This is a genomic window from Planctomycetota bacterium, assembly GCA_033763975.1.
Taxonomy (GTDB): Bacteria; Planctomycetota; Phycisphaerae; order Phycisphaerales; family UBA1924; genus RI-211.
This window is the reverse complement of the sequence record JANRJM010000018.1, coordinates 304,819-326,567: the sequence shown is the minus strand read 5'-3', so window position 1 is coordinate 326,567 and position 21,749 is coordinate 304,819. Positions and strand designations below refer to the sequence as shown.

Below are 21,749 nucleotides of genomic sequence, written 5' to 3'. Positions count from 1 at the left end.
CTACGGACGACGTCCTCGGCAGTGCGCGGACGCGACCGGTCCGGGGGTGGCCGGCACCGGGCAACTCTCTCCCGCGCACGGCCGATGGACTCGCTATGAGACTCTGCTCGCTCGGGGCCCTGCGGCCCGCGTTCACCTTTGTCGAGGTGATGATCGTCGTCGTCATCGTGGGGATCCTCGCGGCGATCGCCATCCCGCAGTTCGGCGGCGTGACCGACGAGGCGCGCAGCGCATCGCTGCAGGGCTCGCTCGGCGGGGTGCGGTCGGGCCTGGCGGGGTACCGCTCCCGCCAGGTGCTCGCCGGCAACGACCCCTTCCCCACGCTGGTGCAGCTCACCACCGCCGGCACGGTGATGCAGTCGGAGATGCCGACGAACCCCTTCAACGGGCTGGCGACGGTCCAGGCCGTCTCGCTCGCGCAGGCGCAGGCGCGGACGGTCGTGAACCCGACGACGTACGGGTGGAACTACTACGTGGACAACGCCGCCACGCCCCCCGCAGCCATCTTTTACGCGAACTCGTCCGAGCAGACGACCGTCACCAACGGGGCCGGGGGTTTCAAAGCCGCGAACCAGTTGTGAGCAACGAATGCACCGGGCTGCGACCGACCATCGACGCGGGTTCTCGCTCCTCGAGATGAGCCTGGTGGTCATCATCACGGCGATCCTCGCGATGCTGGCGGCGCCCTCGCTGTCGGTGATGGGCGAGGCACGCCACGCGGCGGCGGCCGACGAGGTCGAGCGCATTCTCCTCGACGCGCGGGCCAGGGCGCTCGCCGCGGGAAGGCCCGTCGGCGTGCGCATCGATGTGCCCGCGCAGACCCTGGAGACCATCGAGATCCTCAACGCGGGCGATCTTCCCGGCGCGGCCACCGATCCGCTCGGCCAGCCGTCGCCCGCGGTGCACCTCGGCTCGCTCTTTCCCGGCGCGACCCTCGACGCCGTGTCCGTGCACGCGCCGGGAAGCGACGGCGCGACGATCTGGTTCGCGTTCGACGGCACGCCCCAGGCCCGCACCGGCACGGGCTCGCTCGTCGGAGCGCTCGCCACCGACGCGACCCTCTCGCTCAGCGGGGGACGAACGCTGACGATCCACGCCGGCTCCGGAGCGATCACCCGATGACACGGGGACGCACCCACACCCGGCGCGCGTTCAGCCTGCTCGAGGCGGTCGTGGCGATCGTCGTGCTGGCGATCAGCGTGCCCGCGACGGTCTCGTGGCTGGGCGAATCGGCCGCCCGGCGCGCCGACGCCGTCAACGCCGTCCGCGCCTCCTCGCTCGCCACGGGCGTCATGGAGACGATCCTCGCCGACGTCGCGAGCCCGCACGCGTCGCTGGGCTTCGGCGCGCTGGCGAGCGAGGCGACATACCTCGACACGCCCGCCACGGGCCTTCGGGCGCGCCTCGCGCCGATGTCGGACGGGTACGCCGCCCTCGGCTTCACGTACGACGTCGACATCGGCCCGCTCGTGGACTCCGCCGGCGCGGTGAACGCCGATGCCGGGCTCAACATCTTCCGCGTGGTCGGGGTCCGCGTGACGTTCCCGTCGCAGGCGGACAGCACGCCGATCGACGTGCGCATCGAAGCCATGGTGACCAGCCTGTGACACGTCGTCGAGCACCATCCCGGGGCGTCACGCTCGTCGAGACCGTCGTGTCGATCGCGGTGCTGGGCGTGGTCGGCGCGATGACCCTCCCAATCGTGCACGGCGCGACCGACGCGTACGCCGGCGCCGTCCGCACGCGCGCCACGGCCGAACGCGCTGCCTATGCCCTCGAGCGCACGGTGCGCCTCCTGCGCGATTGCCCCGTGGGGGGCGTCGATGCGTCCGTGGGCGTCGTGATCGCGGAGCCGCAGCGCGTCCGCTTCAGCGACGGGCGCGGGCTCGAGCTCTCCGGCACCACCCTGCGCCTGCGTGCGGCCGACGGATCGGAATCCACGCTCTGCGAGGGCGTCGAGGCGTTCGTCGTCGAGTACCTGGCGGACGACGGCGTCACCTCCGCCGCCGCCAGCCCGGCCCTCACCCAGCGATTCGGCGTGCGCCTGCGCGTCGGCGAGTTCGAACTGCGCACGGCGGTGATGGCCCGCGCGAGGATGACCGGATGAGCAGCGCCCGCACCATGTCCCGCCGGTGGGCGCGCGGCGCGAGCGTCGCGGCGGTGATCGTCATGCTCGCGATCATCAACTTCGCGGTGCTCGGGGCTGTCCGGGCGTCGGCGGACGACGTGCACGTGGGCGCGATGCGCCTGGAAACGCTCCGCGCCTTCTACGCCGCCGAGAGCGGGGCGATCGTCGCGGTGCGACTGGCCGGCGAGGGGCTGGCCCCCCCCGGCGCGGGCTCGGTGCTGACGTTCGCCGACGCGGAGGCGACCGTCGAGCGGGCGCCCGGCGCTGGCGAGCCCGGCGACGTGGTGATTCTCGGACGCAGCGGGCTGGGCCAGCGGCGCGTGGTCGTCACGCTCGTCGACTCCCCTTGACCGGCGGACAAGTCGGCGTCGCGGCGTGTCGATGACGTTATGGACCGCTTTCGGAGACCGGATGCTGCAGCGTCAGAACATTCTGATCGGGCTGACCCCGACCGCGATGCGGGTGGGCGTGGTGAACGGGTCGCGTCTGTCGAGGCTCGACCGCATCCCGCTGGATCCCGGGCTGTGGGCCGAGCACTGGGAGAAGGGGCTGCGTCCGCTGGACGCCCCGCTGCGCGGGCTGCTGGGCGCGATGGATGTGCGCGGTGGGGCGAGCTGCCGGGTCGTGTACGCCGCCCCGGAGACGTTCGTGGACGTCGGCGCGGTGCCGCTGCGTGGCGCCGCCGCGCTGCAGGCCGCCACGCTCGCCCTGCGCGAGACCATCCGCGACCCGAGCCGGTGGCTCACGCTGACCGAGTCGCTGCACGAAGAGCGTGCGGACGGGCGCGTGCGCAGCCAGATGCTGCTGGCGGCGGAAACGCACGACACGGCCGAGTCGATCTCGGGCTGGGTGTCTCGGGCCGGGCTCGACATCGTGGGGATCCTGCCCAGCCGGGCGGTGCTCATCCGCGCCGCGCTCGACGCCGGCGCCGAGCTTCCCACCACCGGCGCGCAGGGGCTCGTGTGGCTCGACGAGCACGCGACGGTGCTCGCGGCGTGGGTCGGCGGGCGTCTGGAGTTCGTCCGCTGTGTGGACCTGGGGTTCGCGCAGCTCGCCGAGGCCTTCATCCGCGCGAGCGCCGAATCAGCGGCGGTGATGGACCGCGAGGCGGCGCGCCGGCTGCTCGCGTCGGTGGGCATCCCGCACCGCGGGCAGACCGTGGAACTCGGGAGCACGCTGCACGCCGACGCGGTGCTGCCGCTCATGCAGTCGGTGCTGCAGCGCCTGCTCGTCGAGATCAAGCAGACGCTCCGCTTCGGCATCCCTGAGCAGGAAGCCCCCCGCGCGAGCGTGTGGGTGAACGGGCCGGGCGCGGGAATCCCGGGCCTGTTCGAGTTCCTTTCCGGCCAGATGGACTGGCCCTTGGCGCGTCTGCACGGCGAGGGCGAACCCCGCGACGACGCGTCGTGCCTGCACACGGAGGGCGACCTCGAGGCCGCGGTGCGCCTGGGAGGGCGCCGGTGCATGCTCGTCCCGCACAACGAGCACGTGCGGCGGATGGATCGCAGGCTGCGAGGGCTGACGTACGCCGGGGCGGCGGCGTCGCTCGGGCTGGTCGCGCTGCTGTACGTCGAGAGCGACCACGCACGAGCGCGGGTGGAATCGCAGATCGCGGCGCTCGAGCCGCGGGCCCAGGCGATCCGGCACGTGCGCGAACTGCGAGAGCGTGCCCGGGCGCTGTCGGTCGAGCTCGGCGGGGCGACCCACGCCGCGGAGCAGACACTGGCCGCGGCCCCGGGCTGGCTCGCGGTGCTGGGGGAGTTGTCGCGTCTCTCGGGAGGGAGTGTCGAGCTGGCCGAACTCAACACGAGCCCGGGCAAGGACACACCCGGGATGCTGCTGCTGCTGCGCGGGACCGCGTGGCCGCAGGCGGGGCGTTCGGGCGATGACGCCGTGTCCTCGTTCCTCGACCGCCTCAGCCGCTCGCCGATGGTGGAATCCGCGCGCATCGTGTCCACGCGATCGGAGATCGTGGGCGGGACCGAGGTACGCCAGTTCCAGATCGCCGCCCAGGTGCGGACGACCCCGACACTCCCCCCCGCGCCGATGGTGGCGGCCATTGCGGAGGACGCCCCGTGACCGGCGCGCGGCCCGTGCGGCTGAACCACCTCCGATGGCGAACCCACATCGTGCGCACCGTCGTGGCCGGCGTGGTCGCGTCGGGCGCGTGGCTCGTGCTGGTGCGCCCCCAGCAGGAGCAGACCGCCGACCGGCGTGCGACGCTGCGCGCCGCGGCGGCCGAGATCGACCTGTACGAATCGGGCGAACTGGGCGAGAGCGAACTTCGCCCGCTCGTGAGCTCCTTGAGCGCACGCCTGGACGCCATCTACCGCTGGGCAACGCCCTCGGGAGACGCCGGAAAGCTCTACGAATCCTTGCGCTCGCTGGCATCGGGCTGCGGCGTCCGCCTGCAGCGCATCGAGCCCTCGGGCGCGCGCCAGACGACCAGGCGACCGGCGCCGGGCGAGCCCGCGGCCGAGTCCGTCGCCTACTCCGTCGAGGTCATCGGCAAGTACGAGTCCATCGCCCGGTTCATCGACGCCTGCGCCACGCGCCTGGGCGCCAGCCGTGTCGCGGGCGCGCGCATGCTCGCCACCGGCCCCACCCAGCCCGGCGAAGAGCCCGTGCTCACGGCGACGATCGACACCGTGCACCTGAAGCTCCGCCCGCCCGCCTCCGCGGAGGATCGCCCGTGATCCCGCACCGCACGACCCGCTTCGTCAACCCGCTGCGGACGACGGCACTCGCGTTCGCGCCCTGCATCATCCTCGTCGCGGTCGCGATCGTCACGCCCGTGCGCGCCCCGTCATCGGCGCACGCCGGCGGCGGCACGGACGCCCAAGCGCCCCTCATGCTGCCGCCCGTGCGCTCCCTGACCGACCAGCAGCAGCAACTCAAGTCGCTGATGGACACGACAGCGCGCGAGGCGTTTGGCCCCTCGCCGCTGCGGGTCCGGGTCATGGCGGACGAGCCCGCGCTCGAACCCGATCCTGCGAACACGCACGTGCCGAATCAGTCGGCCCGGCCGGCACCCCCGGACATCAGCGTCACGTCCATCATGGTCGCCGGATCGACGCCGATGGCCGTCGTCGGGGGATCGCTCCGACGCGAGGGCGACGCCGCCGCACCGGGCTGGACCGTCGACCGCATCGATCACGATCGGGGGCTGGTCATCCTCGTGCACGCGTCCGGCGCGACGCACGAACTGCGCCTGCGCCCCCGCTAGCGGGCGCTGCCCGGGGCAACGCGGCGCCCCGCATCTCCGCCCAGGGGTCGGGCGTCTTCTCACGGAACGCCGGCGCTTCGCGCACCGTCCACATCGGCATCACACGGCGCGACAGCAGGTCGTCCCAGGCCAGCGGCATGGACACCGGCGCGCCCGGGCGCGCCCGCGTCGAGTACGGCGCCACGTACGTCGCGCCCCGCGCGTTGCGCAGATAGTCCACGAGTATCCGCCCCACCCGCTTCGCCTTCGACATCGTCGCGACGTACGCCTCGGGCTCTTCGCGCGCCATCTCCTCCGCCACCCCGCGCGAGAACTCCTTGACCTCGTCCCACGTCGCTGCCGGCGCCAAGGGCACCACCACGTGCAGCCCCTTGCCGCCGGTCGTCTTCACTACGCTGGGAAGCCCGCGCGCCTCCAGCCGCCCGCGCAGGTCCTTGGCCGCATCACGCAGGCGTTTCCAGGCGACGTCGGGCCCGGGGTCGAGATCGAACACCATCCGGTCCGGGTGCTCGACGTCCGGCTCGCGGCATCCCCACGAGTGCAGTTCGAGCGCGCCCCGCTGCGCCAGCCACACCGCGCCCGACGCGTCATCCAGCACGATGCACGAGATCGTGCTCGTCGACAGCTTCAGACGCGTCACGTGCGAGCCGACCTCGCCCGCGTCCTTCCAGTTCTTCTGGTAGAAGCACGCGGCCTTCAGCCCGTCCGGGCAGCGCACCACCGACAGCGGCCGTCCGCGCGACTCGGCGAGCAGCCACGGCGCGATCGCTTCGTAGTACCGCGCCAGGTCGAGCTTGCGCACGCCCACGTCCGGGTACACCTCCCGGTCCGGGTGCGTGATCGCCACGCCCAGCACCGACGCATCGCCCGAGTTGCTCGTGCGTCGCGTTCGGCGTTCGGATGAGCGCTTCGCCGGCACGCGTCGCTTCGCAGCGTTGTTCGTCACGTCCGCCCCGCCGGTCTTGTTTGCCTTGCGTGCGTCGCCCGCCTTGTTCGCCTTGCGCGTATCGCCCGCCTTGTCTTCCTTCGCCTGCGGGCCCGCGCCGATCGTTCCGACGTCCCCCGCCGCCACGTCTTCCTCCGCATCCGCGGCCCGCAGTGCGCTGGGCAGCTCGCGCACCACGTCTCCCACCGGCTTGTCCTCGCGCAGGCCCTGGAACGACGGATGGCGCAGGCGCCCGTCGCGGGTCCACTCGGCGAACGCCACCTCGCACACGAGCGTCGGACGCACCCAGTGCACGCCCGCCGTGCGGGCCGGCGCGTCGGCGAAGGGCGGGCGATCCTGCTTCGTCGGCCTGAGACGCACCGACAGATCGCGCAGCGTCGCCTGATCGAACCCCGTGCCCACCTTGCCCGCGTACACCAGCTTTCCCGCGTCGTAGTACCCCACGAGCAACGCCCCCAGGGCGAACCGCGCGTTCGTCGAATCCGTGAACCCGCCGATCACCACCTCCTGGCGGCTCGAGCACTTCGACTTCACCCACGACCTGGTCCGTCCTTCGACGTACCGCGCGTCGCGCCGCTTCGACACGATCCCCTCCAGCCCCAGGCGGCACGCCTCCCGCAGCACACGCGCGCCGTCGCCCGGGATCTCCGCGCTGAACAGCACCCGAGAACCATCCCCGGCCCGCTCCAGCAGCGTGCGCAGCGCCCCACGCCGCCCCTCGAGCGCGCACGCACGCAGGTCGTGCCCCGCGGCGAACGGAAGATCGAACGCCCAGTACCGCAAGGGCGTGCCCGACCGTCCGTCGAGCGCCGCCTGCAGCAACTGGAAGCTCGGACGCCCCTGCTCGTCGCTCGCGACGATCTCGCCGTCAAGCACGCAGTCGGGCAGCCCGAGCGCCCGCACGCCCTGCGCGATCGCGCCGAACTTGGGCGTCCAGTCCTTGCCCGTCCTCGAGATCAGCGTCACGCCCTCGCGCGTGACGCGCGCCAGCATGCGGTATCCGTCGAACTTCACCTCGTGCAGCCACTGCGGGCCCGTGGGCGCCCGCTCCACGAGCGTCGCGAGTTGCGGGCGGATTCTCCGCGGCATCGGCGCCTTCTTCGCGCCCGCCAGTGACCCCACGTCGAGCGTCTCGCCTGCGCCGGGGGCGGCGTCGGCCTCGGGCGGCGCCTCCGCCGCGGTGCGCCGCGATCGTGCCGGCCTCTCGACGGGCGTCGCGCTCTTCGACTTCACCGGCGTGCCGCTCGCCGCGGCGATCTCCTCGAGCGATCGGCCCGTCGAGACGCTCGTCGCCATCGTCTCCAGCACATCGTCGTCGCCGGGGGCTCGCGCGAACTCGTCCTGCACCTTGCGCAGGATCCACTGCGGCTTGGCCTCGCCCTGTGCGCCCATACGGATCAGAATCCAGCGGCCCCGCAACCTCTCGCCCCGCAGTTCGAACTCGAGCTTGCCCTTGCGGAGCGCGCGGGCGGGGTCTTCGTCGTTCGCGGGCGACCACGTGCCCCGATCCCAGAGCAGCACGGTGCCGCCGCCGTACTCACCCTGGGGAATCGTGCCCTCGAACGACCCGTACTCGAGCGGGTGGTCCTCGACCTCGACGGCGAGGCGCTTGTCGTCGGGGACCGTGCTGGGCCCCTTCGGCACCGCCCAGCTCTTGAGCACGCCGCCGACCTCCAAACGCAGGTCGTAGTGCAGGCGCGTCGCGTCGTGCTTCTGGATCACGTACGCCGGGCCCTTCGCGCGCCCCCGGGCCTGTGCGCCCGCCCCGCGCGCGCCGGCCTTTCCCGGGGGTTCGGGCGTCGTCTCGAACCGGCGCTTGCGCCGGTACTCGCCGAGGCGCGCGGGTGTTCGCTTCGCCACGCGCTACCCGGCCTTCTTGCGGCGCGACGCCGCCTTCTTGGGCGATGCGCGCGGCTTGCTGTGCGTGCGGCTCTCGACGCTCCGCTGCAGCATCTCCATGATGTTGTACGGGCCCGAATCCTCGGGCTCGTCCGCCCCCGCCGGCTCGGGCGTGCTCGTTCCCTTCTTGGCGCGCTGGGCGATCCACTTGACGAGCGCATCGCGGTACTGGTCGTGGAACTTCGACGGGTCCCACGCCTCCGTCATCGCGTCGACGAGCTTGAGCGCGATCTCCACCTCGCCCTTCGACACCTTCACGTCGGAGGCGTCCGGCAGCTCGAAATCCTCGAACCCGCGCAGTTCGCTCTCGTAGCGCAGCGTGTTCAGCACGAGCACGCCCCGGTGCGCCACCAGCAGCGCCAGGTGCTGACGCGTGTGCAGCACCACGCTCGCCAGCCCCGCCCGCCCGCTCTCTTTCAGCGTGTCGCACAGAATCCGGTACCCCTTCTCCCCGTGCGCCGAGGGACGCACGAGGTAGGGACGCTTGTAGTACCAGGGCGGCACGGCCGACGCCTCGACGAAACTGTGGATGTCGATCGTCTTGCTCGCCTTGGGCGACGCGTTCTTGAAGTCCTGGGGCGTGACGATCACGTACTCGCCCTCCGCCACCTCGTGCCCCTTCACGATGTCGCTCCACTCCACCTCTTTGCCCGACCGCTCGTTCACGCGAAGGTACCGGATGCGCTCGTGGTCGCGCTTGTCGAGCATCGTGAAGTTCACGTCGCGCTCGGGCGCCTCCAGGCTCGACAGATCGCAGGGCACGCTGACGAGCCCGAACGCGATGAAGCCTTTCCAGATGGGGCGCGGCATGCGGCGGCGGGCCCGGCCCGCCGTGTCCTGCGTGCGCCCTCGCGTGAGACCAGCTTGAGTCCGGCGTAAGCGTTCCCGCGCCCGGCACGCTCATCCCTGCACCCCGGCGCGCCCGCCCGGCGGCGCCCGCCTCGTACCATCGTCCGATCGGTCCACCCAGGAGGTCCCTCATGCAGCCCGACCGTCTGTCCCGTCGCGAGTTGTTCGGCGCCGCCGCCGGCGCCACTGTCGCCTCGCTGGCCCTCGCCCAGCCCGGTTCCGTCCCTCCGGTGCGCTCGCCCCGCGCGCCCGGCGAACAGCCCGGCGATGCGCCGTCCATCCGCCCCTCCGGCGCCCCGACCCCGGGCTGTGCGCTCGCGAACCTCGGCTGGGACGCCGAGAAGGGGCAGTACGTGCTCCCGCCGCTGCCGTACGCGACGAACGCGCTCGAGCCGCACATCGACGCCAAGACGATGGAGATCCACCATGGCAAGCACCACCAGGGCTACGTCAGCGGTGCGAACAAGGCGCTGACCGAACTGTTCCAGATCCGCGCCGGGGGCGACGCCGCCCTCGTCAAGCACTGGTCGCGCGAGCTCAGCTTTCACCTCTCCGGGCACGTGAACCACGCGCTCTTCTGGCAGATGATGGCGCCGGAGGGCAAGGGCGGCGGCGGCCAGCCGAAGGGGCCGCTCCTGGCGGCGATCGAGCGCGACTTCGGCGGGTACGACAAGTTCGTCGCCCACTTCAAGGCCGCCGCGGCGCAGGTCGAGGGCGGCGGCTGGGCGCACCTCGTGCGCGACCCGCTCAGCCGGCGCCTGATGATCGTCCAGCAGGAGAAGCAGCAGGACATGCTGTTCACCGGCGCGCTGCCGCTGCTGGGCTGCGACGTGTGGGAGCACGCGTACTACCTGAAGTACCAGAACCAGCGTGCCTCGTACGTCGACGCGTGGTTCAAGGTCGTGAACTGGTCGTTTGTTCAGTGTCTGTTCGAGCAGACCGAGACGCAGTAGTTAATCCGTCCATCTGGATGCGATGCACCGGCGCCCGAGGCGGCGGCCGGCGTCGCTGCGCGAAGATGGGCAAGATGTTCCGTTTCAGCGGGTTAGGCAGTTTTTGGCTTGACTGTGAGGATTTTCCGCGCAGATCGCTTGCACCGCGTGAAAGGCGTGGCACGTTCTCACTGTCTTGTCTCTCTCTCCTCCTATGACTCGGCTGTGAGCGGAAACGCACAGGCGAGTCTTCAGGGGACGCGGGAAGGCCCGCTCCCGACGGTGTCTTGTCTCTCTCTCCTCCTATGACTCGGCTGCGAGCGGAAACGCGCAGGCGAGTCTTTTTCGTTTTGGCGGTCACGGTTCGGGCCGAGGCGGCCTGCGCCTGGAGAACCCACCGCCCCCCGAACCTACGCTGCCCCCGTGCCAATTCTCGCCGCGACCAACATCGCCGTCCGCTACGGCGTGGACATCATCCTCGACGGGGTGTCCCTCAGCATCGAGCCGGGTGACCGCATCGGGCTGGTAGGGCGCAACGGCACGGGCAAGTCGACCCTCATGAAGGTGCTGTCGGGGCTGCTCGTGCCCGACGCGGGGAACGTCTCCATCCAGCGCGGCTGCCGTGCGGGGTACTTGCAGCAGGACCCGAATCTCGACCCCGACGAAACGCTGAAGGATGCCGCCGAGCGGGCGTTCGAGGAGTTGCACGCGCTGCACGCGGAGCTGCACGGGGTCTTCGACCGGATGGCGACGGCGTCGGCCGCCGAACTCGATTCGCTCCTGAAGCGCCAGGCAGAACTGGAGACGCGGGTCGAGGCCGCGGGCGGGTACGCGATCGAGCACCGCATCGAGGAGGTGCTGCACGGGCTGGGCTTCACCGACGCGCAGATGTCGCTGAAGGTGAAGAGCCTCTCGGGCGGGCAGAAGGGACGGCTCGCGCTGGCGAGACTGCTGCTCGAGAGCCCGGACATCCTGCTGCTCGACGAGCCGACCAACCACCTGGACATCGAGGGGCGCATCTGGCTCGAGACGTTCCTGCGCGACGAGTATCGCGGGGCGGTGGTGCTTGTGTCGCACGACCGGTACCTGCTGGACGCGGTGGTGACGCGGATCATCGAGACCGAGCAGGGGCGGCTGATCGACTACCCGGGCAACTACGCGAAGTTCCGCGAGCTGCGGGCGCAGCGGCGTGAGGTGATGCTGCGGGCGTACGAGTCGCAGCAGACGAAGTTCAAGAAGGAAGAGGAGTTCATCCGCAAGTACAAGGCGGGGCAGCGCGCCAAGCAGGCGCGCGGACGCGAGACGCGACTGGAGCGCGCCAAGGAAGAAACGCTCGAGCGCCCGATGGAACTCGGCACGTTCTCGTTCAACCTGCCCAAGGCCGAGCGCACGGGCGACATCGTGGTGTCGACGCGGGGCGTCTCGAAGCAGTACGCGCACCCGCAGGCGGACCCCGACGACCCGTCGCCCGAGGATTCGGCGCCCGGGGGATCTCGCCCGGCGAAGGTGCTGTTCAAAGACCTGGACATGAGCATCGAGCGGGGCGAGCGCTGGGGCATCATCGGCCCGAACGGTGCCGGGAAGACGACGCTCGTGCGGACGCTGCTGGGCGAGGTCACGCCGGACGAGGGCGTGGTGCGCCTGGGATCGAACATCAAGCTGGGGTACTACAAGCAGACGCACGACGGGCTGCCCATGGACCAGTCGGTGTACCGGTACATCCAGGGCGTGATCCTGAAGGAAGCGCCCAAGGCGGCGCTGAGCGAGCAGGCGGCCCGCGACCTGGCCGGGGCGTTTCTCTTCTCGGGCGACGAGCAGGAGAAGCTGCTGGGCATGCTGTCCGGGGGCGAGCGTTCGCGCGCGGTGCTGGCCGGGCTGCTCGCCTCGGCGAAGAACCTGATCGTGCTCGACGAGCCGACGAACCACCTGGACATTCCCAGCGCGGAGCGCCTGGAGCAGGCGCTCTCGCCCGACTCCGGGTACGACGGCACGCTCGTGCTGATCTCGCACGACCGGGCGCTCATCGACGCGGTGTGCGACCACCTGATCGTGCTCGACGGCAAGGGCGGGGCCGAGCTGTTCGCGGGGAACTACACGGAGTGGCGCCGGCGCGCGGACGTGAAGGACGCGCACGCGGCCCAGCAGGCGGCCCAGCAGAAGGCGCGGGCCGACGACGCGGAACGCCAGCGCCGGGCGGCGGAGGAGCGGGCGAAGGCTGACCAGCGCACGCGGGCCGCGGCGGGGGACAAGCTCGCGAAGATGAAGACCGAGCAGATCGAGAAGCGCATCGAGGAACTCGAGAAGCGCATCGCGGAGGTGGACGCGCTGCTGGCCGACCCCGTGGTCTGGCGCGATCACGCACGCTCGGCGAAGCTCTCCGACGAGCGCCGGCGCCTGGCGGGGGAGAAAGAGCCGCTCGAGTTCGAGTGGTCGCGCCGCGCCGAGACGTAGGCGATCCGCCCGTCGCGTCGGCTACCGTTCGTCATGTGCGGGCGCACCACGCGCGAGTTCACGTGGCGGCAGATCCACGAGTTGCTGTCGCTCACGTCGCCTCCCGTCGACATCTCCCCGAGTTACAACGTCGCGCCGACGCAGCGTTCGTCCATCGTGCGGGCGGACGCGGGCGGTCGCGAGATGGTGGACGCCCGCTGGGGGCTGATCCCGTTCTGGGCGAAGGACGCGTCGATCGGGGCGAAGACGGTGAACGCGCGCGCGGAGACGGCGGCGGGCGCGCCGGCGTTCCGGACGGCGTACGCGTCGCGCCGGTGCGTGGTGCCTGCGTCGGGGTTCTACGAATGGGCCGCGGACCCGCACGGCGGGGCGAAGCAGCCGTACTACATCTCCCGGGCGGACGGAGCGCCGCTGCTGTTCGCGGGGCTGTGGGAGTCGTGGCGCGACCCGGCGGCGCCCGACGCGGACGCGCTCGTGACGTACGCGATTCTCACGACCCGGGCCAACGAGTTCATGCGCCGGATGCACGATCGCATGCCCGTGGTGCTGGAGCCCGAGGTGGCGCGCGCGTGGATCGACTCGCCCGCGCCGCCGGGGGCGGAGTTGCTCGCGCCCGCGGCGGACGGAGTGCTGACCGCACACCCGGTGAGCCGCCTCGTGAACAGCCCGAAGAACAACGACGCCCGGCTGACGCAGATGGTCGAGCCCGACGCGGGGCTGTTCTCGTAAGGGCCGGGCGCGGTCGTCGCGCGCGGGTCAGGGCTCGGGCGTGATCTCGACCTCGAGCACGGCGTAGCCGTCGATCTCAAAGTGCTCGACGACGATCTCGACCTCGCCCCCGGCGTGTTCGAAGACGCCGGTGTCGCGCACGGGCGCGTGCCACGTCCAGTTCTCGATGACCGGCCTGCCGCCGACGAGCACGCGCACGCCGTCGTCGGAGAGCGTGGTGATGCGCCACCGGCCCTGCGGAATGGCGAGGCGGGCGCTGGCGATCATGCCGAAGCGATCGGCGCCCGGGAACGTGTCGGCGTGGGCCTTCGCCCACGGCTGCGTGCGGGGCCCGGCGTGCGCGTAGCGCAGCGTGAGATCAGGGAGGGATACGGCGGGGGCGCCCGCGGCGAGCGCGCGCCACGCCGCGAGGTCTGTGCGGGGGTCGGTGGCGTCGGTCCATGCGAAGAACCGCGCGTCCCACGTTGCGGCGACGATGACGCCGCGGATGTCGGTCGACCACCCGAGCCCGTCGGAGACGCGGAACGCGTACGGGTGCACGTCCTGCCGGGCGGAGACGACATACTGCAGCGGCCTGTCGGCGCTGGGAGCAACGGCCCAGCGCGTGATCTCGCCCGTACGCAGGTCTTCGACCTGCGCGTTGCCCCCCCACTTCCCGGCGAAGATCTCGTACGTGCGCGTACGTCCGTCGGCCTTTGCGAGGCGCGCCATGGGCTCGGCGTGATCCCACGGGCCCCAGGGGCCCATGATGATGGCGCGACGACCCGCGAGGTGCCCGCGTGCGCCGACGGGGCGCGTCTCGCCCAGCACGCCCTCGCGCGGCGGGGGGATCACCGGCGGTTCGAACTTGCGGGGCTCGGGCTCGCGCCCGGGCGTGACGTCGAACTCGCGCGCGGTGGCGGCGGTGAGCGTCACGGTGTTTCCCGCGTAGCAGTTGCCCAAGACGTGCGGCGGATCGGCGGCGGGATCGTCGCGCAGGCGCAGCACGACCAGCGGCGACGTGGCGTCGCGCGGCTGGGTGAACGGATGGTCGGGGGTGATCGTGAACGTGTTGTCCACGATGGCGTTGCCGGTGACATCGACCGAGCCGGCGCGCACGCCGGGGAGCTTCAGCAGGGCTTCGTCGTTGTCCCACCAGAGGTGAATGCCGGTGCGGTTGTTGAGGAAGGTGTTGCGGGTGATGAAGACGGCGGAGGCGTGCTCCATGTTGATGGCGCCGTTCTCAAGGCCGTAGGCCATGGCGCCGTTGCGGGCGAAGGAGTTGTTGACGATGAGGGTTCTGGAGGAGTACCCGCCCCAGATGCCGCAGATGGCGTTCTCGGTGAAGAGGTTGTCGCGGATGATGTTGCTCTCGGAGAAGGTGAGTTCCAGGCCGTGGGCGGGGGCGCAGGAGAAGTCGTTCGCGCGGAACTCGTTGTCGTTGCAGCCGGCGTGGGCGTAGTCGAAGTCCGGGGAGGGCGGCGGGGTTTCGCCCAGGGCCTCCTTGCCGGCGAAGCCGAAGAAGCCGTCGCCCCCGTGGGTGGCGGAGTTCTCGGCGAAGAGGTTGCGGGAGCACTGCTCGAAGCAGAGGATGCCGGCGGAGTCCTGCCCGCGGTTGTAGACGCCCTCGCTGTGCCCGCGCACGCAGAAGTCGAAGGCGTTGCGCGAGATGACGCTGTCGGAGGTGCGCCACATGGCGAGCCCCCAGCCGGAGAGGAACGAGCAGTCGTTGTCGTAGATCCTCGCGTGCGAGACGCGGTCGAGCATGATGCCGTTCTGCCCGCGCCGGGCGACGACGCGCCGGATGGTGACGTCGCGCGAGCGCTCGACGAGCAGGGCGGCGCCGTAGCGCGTGGCCCACTCGCGGCTGTCGTTGGCGTGGGGCCAGAGCCAGTCGCGGGCGTCCTCGGCCCAGGGCGTCGAGCCCAGGCGCTGGCGGAAGTTGTCCCGCAGGTCGGCGTGCTCGACGGTGAGCCCGTCGGCGTTGCGGGCGAGGATCGCGACCTTGTAGCCACCGACGTGGGCGCCGCGGATGGTGACGTTGGCGGCGTTCTCCACGCGGATGCCGACGCCGGCGAGCGCGTCCCAGGGGGTGTGGTCGGGGGCGTCGCCGACGAGAGTGCCGCGCAGGGGCGCGCCGGCCGCGAACTCGACGGTGATGCCCGGGGTGAGGATGTGGATCACGCCGTCGCCGTCGGCGTCGGGGATGACGAGCCCCTCGGGAATCACGACGCGGCACGAGCGGTCGATGCGCGTGTTGTCGCGCGTCACCAGGACGTCGGGCAGCGTGATGTCAGGCGTGAAGCCGGGCTGGGCGTACGCGGCGAGCGTTGTGCCGCAGCACGCGAGCAAGCCCGCGCACGCGCGAGCGATGAGCGGACGGCCGAGACGGGGAGGAATGAACCGGGGCATGCGCGCGAGTGTACCCGCGCGGGGCGGGGGGCCCGGTCACGGGCGTGTCACGCGTTCTGCGCGGGCTTGGGGGCCTCGACGACGACGTCCTCGCGGCTCACGCGCCGGTCCTCGCCGCTCTCGGCGAGCGGGGCGCGGTAGGGGTTGGGACGCTCGACGTCGGCGCGCGAGGCCTCGTCGATCTCGTCGGTGACGCCCTTGAGGCCCTTCTTGAACTCGATGATGCCCTTGCCGAGGCTGCGACCCACGTCGGGCAGCTTGCGCCCGAAGAGCAGCAGCGCAATGGCGAGGATGATCAGCAGTTCCCAGTGATTCAGGCCGAACATGGGTGGTTCCGGGAGGCTTGGCGTGCGTCCCCGCGCGGGGCGGCACACGGCTGCTCACGGGGGAACGATAGCAGCGTCGGCGCATTGCCGGGCGGGGCCGGACCTTCGGGCTTTACCGACGCGGGGCGAGGCGGGCCTCGGCGGCCTCGACGACGTTGTGCAGCAGCATCGCGACCGTGACGGGCCCGACGCCCCCGGGCACGGGGCTCACGTGTCCGGCGACCTGACTGACGCCCGAGAACTCGACGTCGCCGACGGTGCGCGACTTGCCGTCGGCCCCCTTCACGCGGTTGACCCCGACGTCGAGCACGACCGCGCCGGGCTTCACCATGTCGCGCGAGATGAGCCCGGGCACGCCGGCGGCGGCGACGAGGATGTCGGCCGACCGCGCGAGCCCCGGCAGATCGGGCGTGTGCTTGTTGCAGGAAATGACCGTGGCCTCGTGGCGCATGAGGAGCACGGCGATGGGCTTGCCGACGACATCGCCCGCGCCCACGCACACCGCGACCTTCCCGCGCAGCAGCGGCTCGGACGGCACGCCCGAGCACAGCCCGCCGCCCGCGAGCGACACCTCGGGCGCGACGACGTGCTCGATCATCTTGATGACGGCCAGTGCGGTGCACGGCGCGAGGCTGGAGCGTCCGTAGACGATGTTGCCGATGTTGGCGGGGTTGACGCCCTCGACGTCCTTCTCGGGCGCGATGAGGCGCTGCACGCGGTAGGCGTCGACGCCCTCGGGCAGCGGGAGATGCATCATGAGCGCGGACACCGCGTCGTCGCTGGAGAGCAGCAGGACGCGCCCGGCGATGTCGTCGAAGGTCGCCTGCTGCCCCGGCGCGGGCACGATCCGGTGCAGGCGGTACTCGATGCCCAGCGCGGCGCACGTCTTCTGCTGGTTCTCGGCGTAGACGCGGGCGGCGTTGTCGCCGGACTCCACGAGCACCGCGTCGAGACGGACGGGCACGCCGCGGGCGGCGAGGGCCGCTACGCGGGCGCGGATGCGCTCGCGGAGCGCGTGCGCGAGGGAGTTGCCGTCGATGATCAGGGCGGGCATGGGGTGGATGGTACAGGCGCGGGCGGGGCGAGCGGCGGGCGCTACTGGCGTGCGGCGATGTCGGTGCGGAGGGTCTTGCCCTCGAAGTGGATGAGTTCGCAGGCGCGATAGGCGAGGTCGCGGGCGGCGGCCATGGTGTCGGCGAGGGCGGTGACGCCGAGCACGCGCCCGCCGGCGGTGACGACGGTGCCGTCGGGCGCGCGGCGCGTGCCGGCGTGGGTGATGGTGACGTCGGGGAGCGCGGCGGCGCGGTCGAGCCCGACGATGGGCAGGCCCGTGCGGGGCTTCTCGGGGTAGCCGGCGCTGGCGAGCACGACGCAGCAGGCGGGGCGCGGGTCCCACTCGATGGCCGTCTCGTCGAGGCGGCCGTCGCAGACGGCGAGCATGATCCGGAGCAGGTCGGTGCGGAGGCGGGCCATGAGGGGCTGGCACTCGGGGTCGCCGAAGCGGACGTTGAACTCGAGCACCTTGGGCCCGGCGTGGGTGAGCATGAGCCCGGCGTACAGCACGCCCTTGAACTCGACGTCCTCGCGCCGGAGCGCGTCGACCACGGGGACGAGGACCTCGCGCTCGACGCGCGCCATGAGCGTTTCGTCGAGGACGTTCGAGGGGCAGAAGGCGCCCATGCCGCCGGTGTTGGGGCCGGTGTCGTTGTCGCCCAGGCGCTTGTGGTCCTGGCAGGGCGGGAGGACGTAGAGCGTGCGTCCGTCGCAGAGCGCGAGCACGGAGACCTCGGGCCCGTCGAGACGCTCCTCGACGACGATCTGCTTTCCGGCGTCGCCGTGGATGCGCCGGACCATGATGTCGTCGATCGCGCCGAACGCCTCGGTGAGGGACGCGGGCACCACGACGCCCTTGCCCTTCGCCAGCCCGGCGGCCTTGATGACGGGCAGGTCCGGGCGGACGGCGTCGAGCGCGCGCTGCACGTCGCGGTTCTCGCGGGCGCGCTGCTCGAGCGCGCGCCGGCGCTCCGCGGGGTCGTTGTGGCGCGCGAGGTCGGCGGCGAGGCGCGCCAGCACCGGGTCGTCGGACTCGCGCGACTCGACGTACGCGCGGGCGGAGTCAGCGTTCGTGAAGACCCGCGCCTCGGCCGTGGGGATCGACGCCGAACGCATCAGTTGCTTGGCCCAGGCCTTGTCGCCCTCGAGGCGTGCGGCGGCGGCGACCGGCCCGAAGACGCGCGTGCGGGGCGAGGCGAGCTTGTCGGCGAACCCGTCGGCGAGGGGCTCTTCGGGCCCGACGACGACGAGGTCGATCGCGTGCTTCTCGATGAACTGCTGGAGGCGGTAGATCTCGCGGATGTTCACGGGCACGTCGGCGGGGCGTGCGAGGGCGGCGATGCCCGGGTTGTCGACGTGCGTGGCGTAGAGCGTCCCGAGCAGGGGGGAGCGTGCGATGGCGAGCGCGAGCGCGTGCTCGCGTCCGCCGCCGCCGATGAGGAGCACGTTGAGGGGTGTCATCGGCCGATCCTACGGGCGTGCCGGGGGTGGAGTCGCGGCGGCGCGGGCGGACGCCGCCCGGTTCCTATGCTGCGCTGATGGCCCCCCACGCCCCGCACCCCGTCGTGCTGTTCGACGGCGTGTGCACGCTGTGCAACAGATCGGTCGCCTGGATCGTGCGGCGGGATCGGGCGGGCGTGTTCCGGTTCGCGTCGCTGCAATCTCGGGCGGCGGCGGGCCTGCTCGGGCAGGGCGGCATGCCGGCGGAGACCGCCCCGCGGGCGCAGGATGGCCCCCCCGGGACGTCGGGCCCACCAACGCGTCCCGACAGCATGGTCCTCATCGACGCCGACGGCGTGCACGTGCGTTCGGACGCGGTGCTGCGCATCGCGCGCGGCGTGGGGGGCGTGTGGGGGGTGCTGGCGCGGGTGGCGGGGCTCGCGCCGCGCGTGCTGCGCGACCGGGCGTATGACGCGATCGCGCGGCGGCGGTACCGCTGGTTCGGTCGACGCGAGGCGTGCATGGTCCCCGCGCCGGAAGTGCGCAATCGCTTCCTGGATGCGGATGAAGCGGGCGAGACGCTCCCCGGCCCCAGGCCTGACACTGCACGCCCGGTTTAGGCCGTCACGCGGACGGCGAGCACCGAGCAGGGCGTGTCGCGGAGGACCTTCTCCGCGGTGCTGCCCAGGACGATGTCGCGGATGTTGGACTTACCCCGGGTGCCGAGCACGATGAGATCGGCCTGGACGTTTGCGGCGTACTCCACGATCCCGCTGCGATGCCCCCGATCGTCCTGGAGCTGGCGGACGGGCGTGACCCCGTTGAGATCGTCGCGGCATTGGTCGCAGAACGCGCGCAGGCGTCCCTCCAGCCCGTCGCGATACTGCTTCTGGAGGCGAGGGTCGGCTCCTGGCGTGGGCGCGGGGTAGTGCAGCTCGTGCCACGGCGCCCGGAAGACGTGGAGCAGGTGCAGCTCGGCGCCGTCCTGAGCGGCGATCCGGGCGGCATCGGCGACGACGGCACGCGAGGCCTGCGAGAAATCCACGCACGCGACGATGCGGCGGAACCCGGCGGGGTGCGTGTCGCGCACGAGCAGCACGTCCATGGCGGCGTACCGCACGCAGGCCGTGGCGACGGTGCCCATGCCGACGTCCGGACGCGTCGTGCCGTAGGCGCCGGCGACGAGCAGATCGGCCTTGGCGTCGGCGGCGGCGCGGAGGATGCCCATGACGCGCGTGTCGATGCGAACATCAAGCGGGAGGGCCGCGGCGCCGGGGCTGGCGCTGCGCCAGGAGTCCCATGCGAGCTGCGCGTCGCGGACGAGGCCGGCGCGCAGGTCCTTCTGGTAGGGGCTCAGGGCCTCTTCCAGCTCGGTGGCGACGAGCGTGTCGATCACGTGGATGGGGTGGACGGTCGCGTTGTCGCGCGCGGCGATGCGAAGGGCACAGTGGAGCGCGACACGGGAACCGGCGGTAAAGTCGACGGCGGCGGCCACAGAACGAAGCACACGCATGTCGTACCTCCCTTCGTACACGCGCGCCCGTGCGCGATGACAGGCAGCTTGCCGAACAGGAGTACGGTACGCGTCGTATGCCTGCCGATCGAGACTCGGCGGGCGTCTTGAGCGCCGGAAAGGGGGACGATGCTGGCGAGCGTCGCGGAGTTCGTCGGGGGGCTCGTGCTGCTGCTGGCCGGCGGGCGCTTGCTGGTCTCGGCGTCGGTCGACGCCGCGGTGCGTCTGCGCGTGCCGTCGCTGGTGGTCGGCCTGACGCTGGTGGCGTGGGGGACAAGCGCACCGGAACTGGCGCTGAACGTGGTATCGGCGCTGCGCGGGTTCGGGGGCCTGGCGTTGGGCAACGTGGTGGGCGCGAACATCTGCAACATGGCGCTGGTGCTGGGCGTGTGCGCGCTCTTCACGCCGCTGGTCGTCGAGCAGCGTCTGATCCGCGTGGAGATCTGGCTGAACGCGGCGGTGCTGACGTTCATGGCGGTGCTGGGCCTCGTGGCGGGGTTCTCGTCGCTGGAAGCAGGGATCATGCTCGCGGTGTTCGGGTGGTACAGCATGTGGACGGTGATGTCGGCCATGCGAGCGCGCGGCCGCGCGGTGCCGGCCGCCGCGTCCGCCACCGGGCCCGAGCCCGCGCCGGTCGGCACGCGCGTGCCGCTGTCGTGGGTGCTGATCCTGCTGTTCGGCGCGGGCGGGGTGGCGCTGCTCTCGCTGGGTGGAATGCTGGCGACGGGGGGGGGCGTCGGGGATCGCGGCGGGGCTCGACCTGCCGCGCGCGGTGGTCGGCGTGACGATCGTCTCGCTGGGGACGTCGCTCCCGGAACTCGTGACCGGTGTGACGGCGGTGCGCCGGGGCCAGACGGACCTGGCGGTGGGCAACGCGCTGGGGTCGTGCCTGTTCAACGCGGGGGCGATCTTCGGGATCGCGGCGCTGATCTCGCCCCCGCCGCACGATCCTGCGCTCATGCTCGGCCTGGGGTACATGGCGCTGCTGGCGATCGCGCTGGTGCCCATCAGCCGCACGTTCGGGCGCACGGTGTCGCGCGTGGAGGGCGCGATTCTGGTGGGGTCGTACGCCGTGTTCCTGGGCGCGACCGCGCTGCTCTCGCTGGACCGCACGCCCCCGATCGCGGGGTGAGCGGCGGTCTCGCGGCCCGCGCGAAGTCGGCGCGTGCGAGATCGGCACGGGCGACTGACAGCGCGGACCTGCGCCTCGCGCGTTCAGGCGCGGGGCGTGGCCGATGCGACGACGTTCGGACCTACTTGGGGCCGTCGAGCCCTTCGGCGTCGATGCGGCGGAAGAGTTCGGTCTCCCAGGCGCTGGGGTCCGCAGACGCCTCCGGGCCGCGCACGTAGACCTCCCACAGGTCTGATCCGAGGCTGAGTTTCTGGGCGGCGAGCCAGGCTTCGAAGGCGCCCCACGCCGCGGGAAGTCCCTCGTAGTTCCCGCGGTAGACGGTGCGCGCGGCCCGTCCGCCCGGAAGCACGCCCGCCGCGACGCGCCCCTGCGGGGTGAGCACGCCGGTGATCGGGAACCCGACGTTGAAGTCGAAGTGACCGGACGGCATGGAAAGGTGGTGCGAGAACATCGGACCGCTGACGGCAGCGCCCTGCCCCGCGACGGTGCTCAGGATCTCGCTGATGGCCGGCCCCATGACGTGGCGTATCTCCGCGCGCGGGATCGCCAGGCGGATGACCGCGGCGGGGCGGGTCGAGGCGGAGACGATCTCGGGCGGCTGGATCACGGAACCCTCCCGCGCGGCGGCTGGCGGCATGTGCCGCGGCGCCTGTCGCGAGCGGCAACGGGCATTATGCACGCGGGAGATGAAGGCGGCATGTGCCGGGGTGCGTCGGGACGGCGCAGCATCCCGG

Annotated in this window: 22 protein-coding genes; 13 read left to right on the top strand and 9 right to left on the bottom strand. The window is 72.0% G+C overall.

The features are described 5' to 3' along the window. Window positions 1-95: 95 nt before the first annotated feature. The 8 genes from SFY69_13330 to SFY69_13295 all read left to right on the top strand — a co-directional run bounded on the left by SFY69_13330 (window position 96) and on the right by SFY69_13295 (window position 5,354). Entirely contained in the window at window positions 96-581 is a 486-nt protein-coding gene (locus tag SFY69_13330) for a prepilin-type N-terminal cleavage/methylation domain-containing protein (GenBank protein ID MDX2133025.1), read from the top strand. A 7-nt stretch (window positions 582-588) separates the two neighbouring features. Then, complete coding sequence (locus SFY69_13325; protein MDX2133024.1) at window positions 589-1,122, top strand: prepilin-type N-terminal cleavage/methylation domain-containing protein; 534 nt, start codon at window positions 589-591, stop codon at window positions 1,120-1,122. Continuing rightward, window positions 1,119-1,607 carry a hypothetical protein gene (locus tag SFY69_13320; protein ID MDX2133023.1) on the top strand — a complete coding sequence of 163 codons (489 nt, stop codon included), beginning with the start codon at window positions 1,119-1,121 and terminating at the stop codon, window positions 1,605-1,607. The genes SFY69_13325 and SFY69_13320 overlap by 4 nt, the downstream gene beginning before the upstream one ends. Then, window positions 1,604-2,107, top strand: a complete 504-nt coding sequence (locus SFY69_13315) for a prepilin-type N-terminal cleavage/methylation domain-containing protein (GenBank protein ID MDX2133022.1) — start codon at window positions 1,604-1,606, stop codon at window positions 2,105-2,107. Before SFY69_13320 ends, SFY69_13315 begins: the two co-directional genes overlap by 4 nt. Then, window positions 2,104-2,478: a hypothetical protein gene (locus SFY69_13310; protein ID MDX2133021.1), complete on the top strand. Its 375-nt coding sequence runs from the start codon at window positions 2,104-2,106 to the stop codon at window positions 2,476-2,478. Before SFY69_13315 ends, SFY69_13310 begins: the two co-directional genes overlap by 4 nt. 61 nt (window positions 2,479-2,539) lie before the next feature. Further along, window positions 2,540-4,207: a hypothetical protein gene (locus SFY69_13305; protein ID MDX2133020.1), complete on the top strand. Its 1,668-nt coding sequence runs from the start codon at window positions 2,540-2,542 to the stop codon at window positions 4,205-4,207. Beyond that, on the top strand, window positions 4,204-4,824 hold the full coding sequence (locus tag SFY69_13300; protein ID MDX2133019.1) for a hypothetical protein: 621 nt from the start codon (window positions 4,204-4,206) through the stop codon (window positions 4,822-4,824). The genes SFY69_13305 and SFY69_13300 overlap by 4 nt, the downstream gene beginning before the upstream one ends. After that, a complete protein-coding gene (locus tag SFY69_13295; protein MDX2133018.1) occupies window positions 4,821-5,354 on the top strand; it encodes a hypothetical protein in 534 nt (177 codons plus the stop codon). Before SFY69_13300 ends, SFY69_13295 begins: the two co-directional genes overlap by 4 nt. Here the strand turns inward: SFY69_13295 and ligD are convergent. Continuing rightward, window positions 5,299-8,160: a DNA ligase D gene (gene ligD / locus SFY69_13290; protein ID MDX2133017.1), complete on the bottom strand. Its 2,862-nt coding sequence runs from the start codon at window positions 8,158-8,160 to the stop codon at window positions 5,299-5,301. The genes SFY69_13295 and ligD overlap by 56 nt on opposite strands. Window positions 8,161-8,163: 3 nt before the next feature. Then, a complete protein-coding gene (locus SFY69_13285) occupies window positions 8,164-9,009 on the bottom strand; it encodes a Ku protein (protein ID MDX2133016.1) in 846 nt (281 codons plus the stop codon). 170 nt (window positions 9,010-9,179) lie between these two features. Between SFY69_13285 and SFY69_13280 the strand changes: the two genes are divergently transcribed. From SFY69_13280 to SFY69_13270, 3 genes are all read left to right on the top strand, one after another. Continuing rightward, window positions 9,180-10,001, top strand: a complete 822-nt coding sequence (locus tag SFY69_13280) for a superoxide dismutase (GenBank protein ID MDX2133015.1) — start codon at window positions 9,180-9,182, stop codon at window positions 9,999-10,001. A 402-nt stretch (window positions 10,002-10,403) separates the two neighbouring features. Then, a complete protein-coding gene (locus tag SFY69_13275; protein ID MDX2133014.1) occupies window positions 10,404-12,431 on the top strand; it encodes an ABC-F family ATP-binding cassette domain-containing protein in 2,028 nt (675 codons plus the stop codon). Between the two features lie 33 nt (window positions 12,432-12,464). Beyond that, complete coding sequence (locus SFY69_13270) at window positions 12,465-13,160, top strand: SOS response-associated peptidase (GenBank protein MDX2133013.1); 696 nt, start codon at window positions 12,465-12,467, stop codon at window positions 13,158-13,160. Window positions 13,161-13,187: 27 nt separating this feature from the next. Here SFY69_13270 and SFY69_13265 read toward each other — a convergent pair whose 3' ends face one another. The 4 genes from SFY69_13265 to purD form a co-directional block, all read right to left on the bottom strand. Next, a complete protein-coding gene (locus SFY69_13265) occupies window positions 13,188-15,551 on the bottom strand; it encodes a right-handed parallel beta-helix repeat-containing protein (protein MDX2133012.1) in 2,364 nt (787 codons plus the stop codon). 47 nt (window positions 15,552-15,598) lie between these two features. Further along, the gene (locus tag SFY69_13260; protein MDX2133011.1) at window positions 15,599-15,877 is read right to left on the bottom strand and encodes a twin-arginine translocase TatA/TatE family subunit; all 279 of its coding nucleotides are present in this window, start codon (window positions 15,875-15,877) and stop codon (window positions 15,599-15,601) included. A gap of 112 nt (window positions 15,878-15,989) precedes the next feature. Next, a complete protein-coding gene (locus tag SFY69_13255; protein MDX2133010.1) occupies window positions 15,990-16,931 on the bottom strand; it encodes a bifunctional 5,10-methylenetetrahydrofolate dehydrogenase/5,10-methenyltetrahydrofolate cyclohydrolase in 942 nt (313 codons plus the stop codon). A gap of 41 nt (window positions 16,932-16,972) precedes the next feature. Beyond that, entirely contained in the window at window positions 16,973-18,391 is a 1,419-nt protein-coding gene (gene purD, locus SFY69_13250) for a phosphoribosylamine--glycine ligase (protein MDX2133009.1), read from the bottom strand. A 77-nt stretch (window positions 18,392-18,468) separates the two neighbouring features. On the opposite strand from purD, the gene SFY69_13245 reads away from it, so the two are divergent. Further along, a complete protein-coding gene (locus SFY69_13245) occupies window positions 18,469-18,990 on the top strand; it encodes a DCC1-like thiol-disulfide oxidoreductase family protein (GenBank protein ID MDX2133008.1) in 522 nt (173 codons plus the stop codon). Here the strand turns inward: SFY69_13245 and SFY69_13240 are convergent. Both SFY69_13240 and SFY69_13235 read right to left on the bottom strand, forming a co-directional pair. Next, window positions 18,987-19,865, bottom strand: a complete 879-nt coding sequence (locus SFY69_13240) for a universal stress protein (GenBank protein MDX2133007.1) — start codon at window positions 19,863-19,865, stop codon at window positions 18,987-18,989. The genes SFY69_13245 and SFY69_13240 overlap by 4 nt on opposite strands. Further along, window positions 19,763-20,455 carry a hypothetical protein gene (locus SFY69_13235; GenBank protein ID MDX2133006.1) on the bottom strand — a complete coding sequence of 231 codons (693 nt, stop codon included), beginning with the start codon at window positions 20,453-20,455 and terminating at the stop codon, window positions 19,763-19,765. Before SFY69_13235 ends, SFY69_13240 begins: the two co-directional genes overlap by 103 nt. 137 nt (window positions 20,456-20,592) lie before the next feature. On the opposite strand from SFY69_13235, the gene SFY69_13230 reads away from it, so the two are divergent. Then, complete coding sequence (locus SFY69_13230) at window positions 20,593-21,015, top strand: hypothetical protein (GenBank protein MDX2133005.1); 423 nt, start codon at window positions 20,593-20,595, stop codon at window positions 21,013-21,015. 121 nt (window positions 21,016-21,136) lie between these two features. Here SFY69_13230 and SFY69_13225 read toward each other — a convergent pair whose 3' ends face one another. Further along, a complete protein-coding gene (locus SFY69_13225) occupies window positions 21,137-21,622 on the bottom strand; it encodes a GyrI-like domain-containing protein (GenBank protein MDX2133004.1) in 486 nt (161 codons plus the stop codon). Window positions 21,623-21,749: the final 127 nt, after the last annotated feature.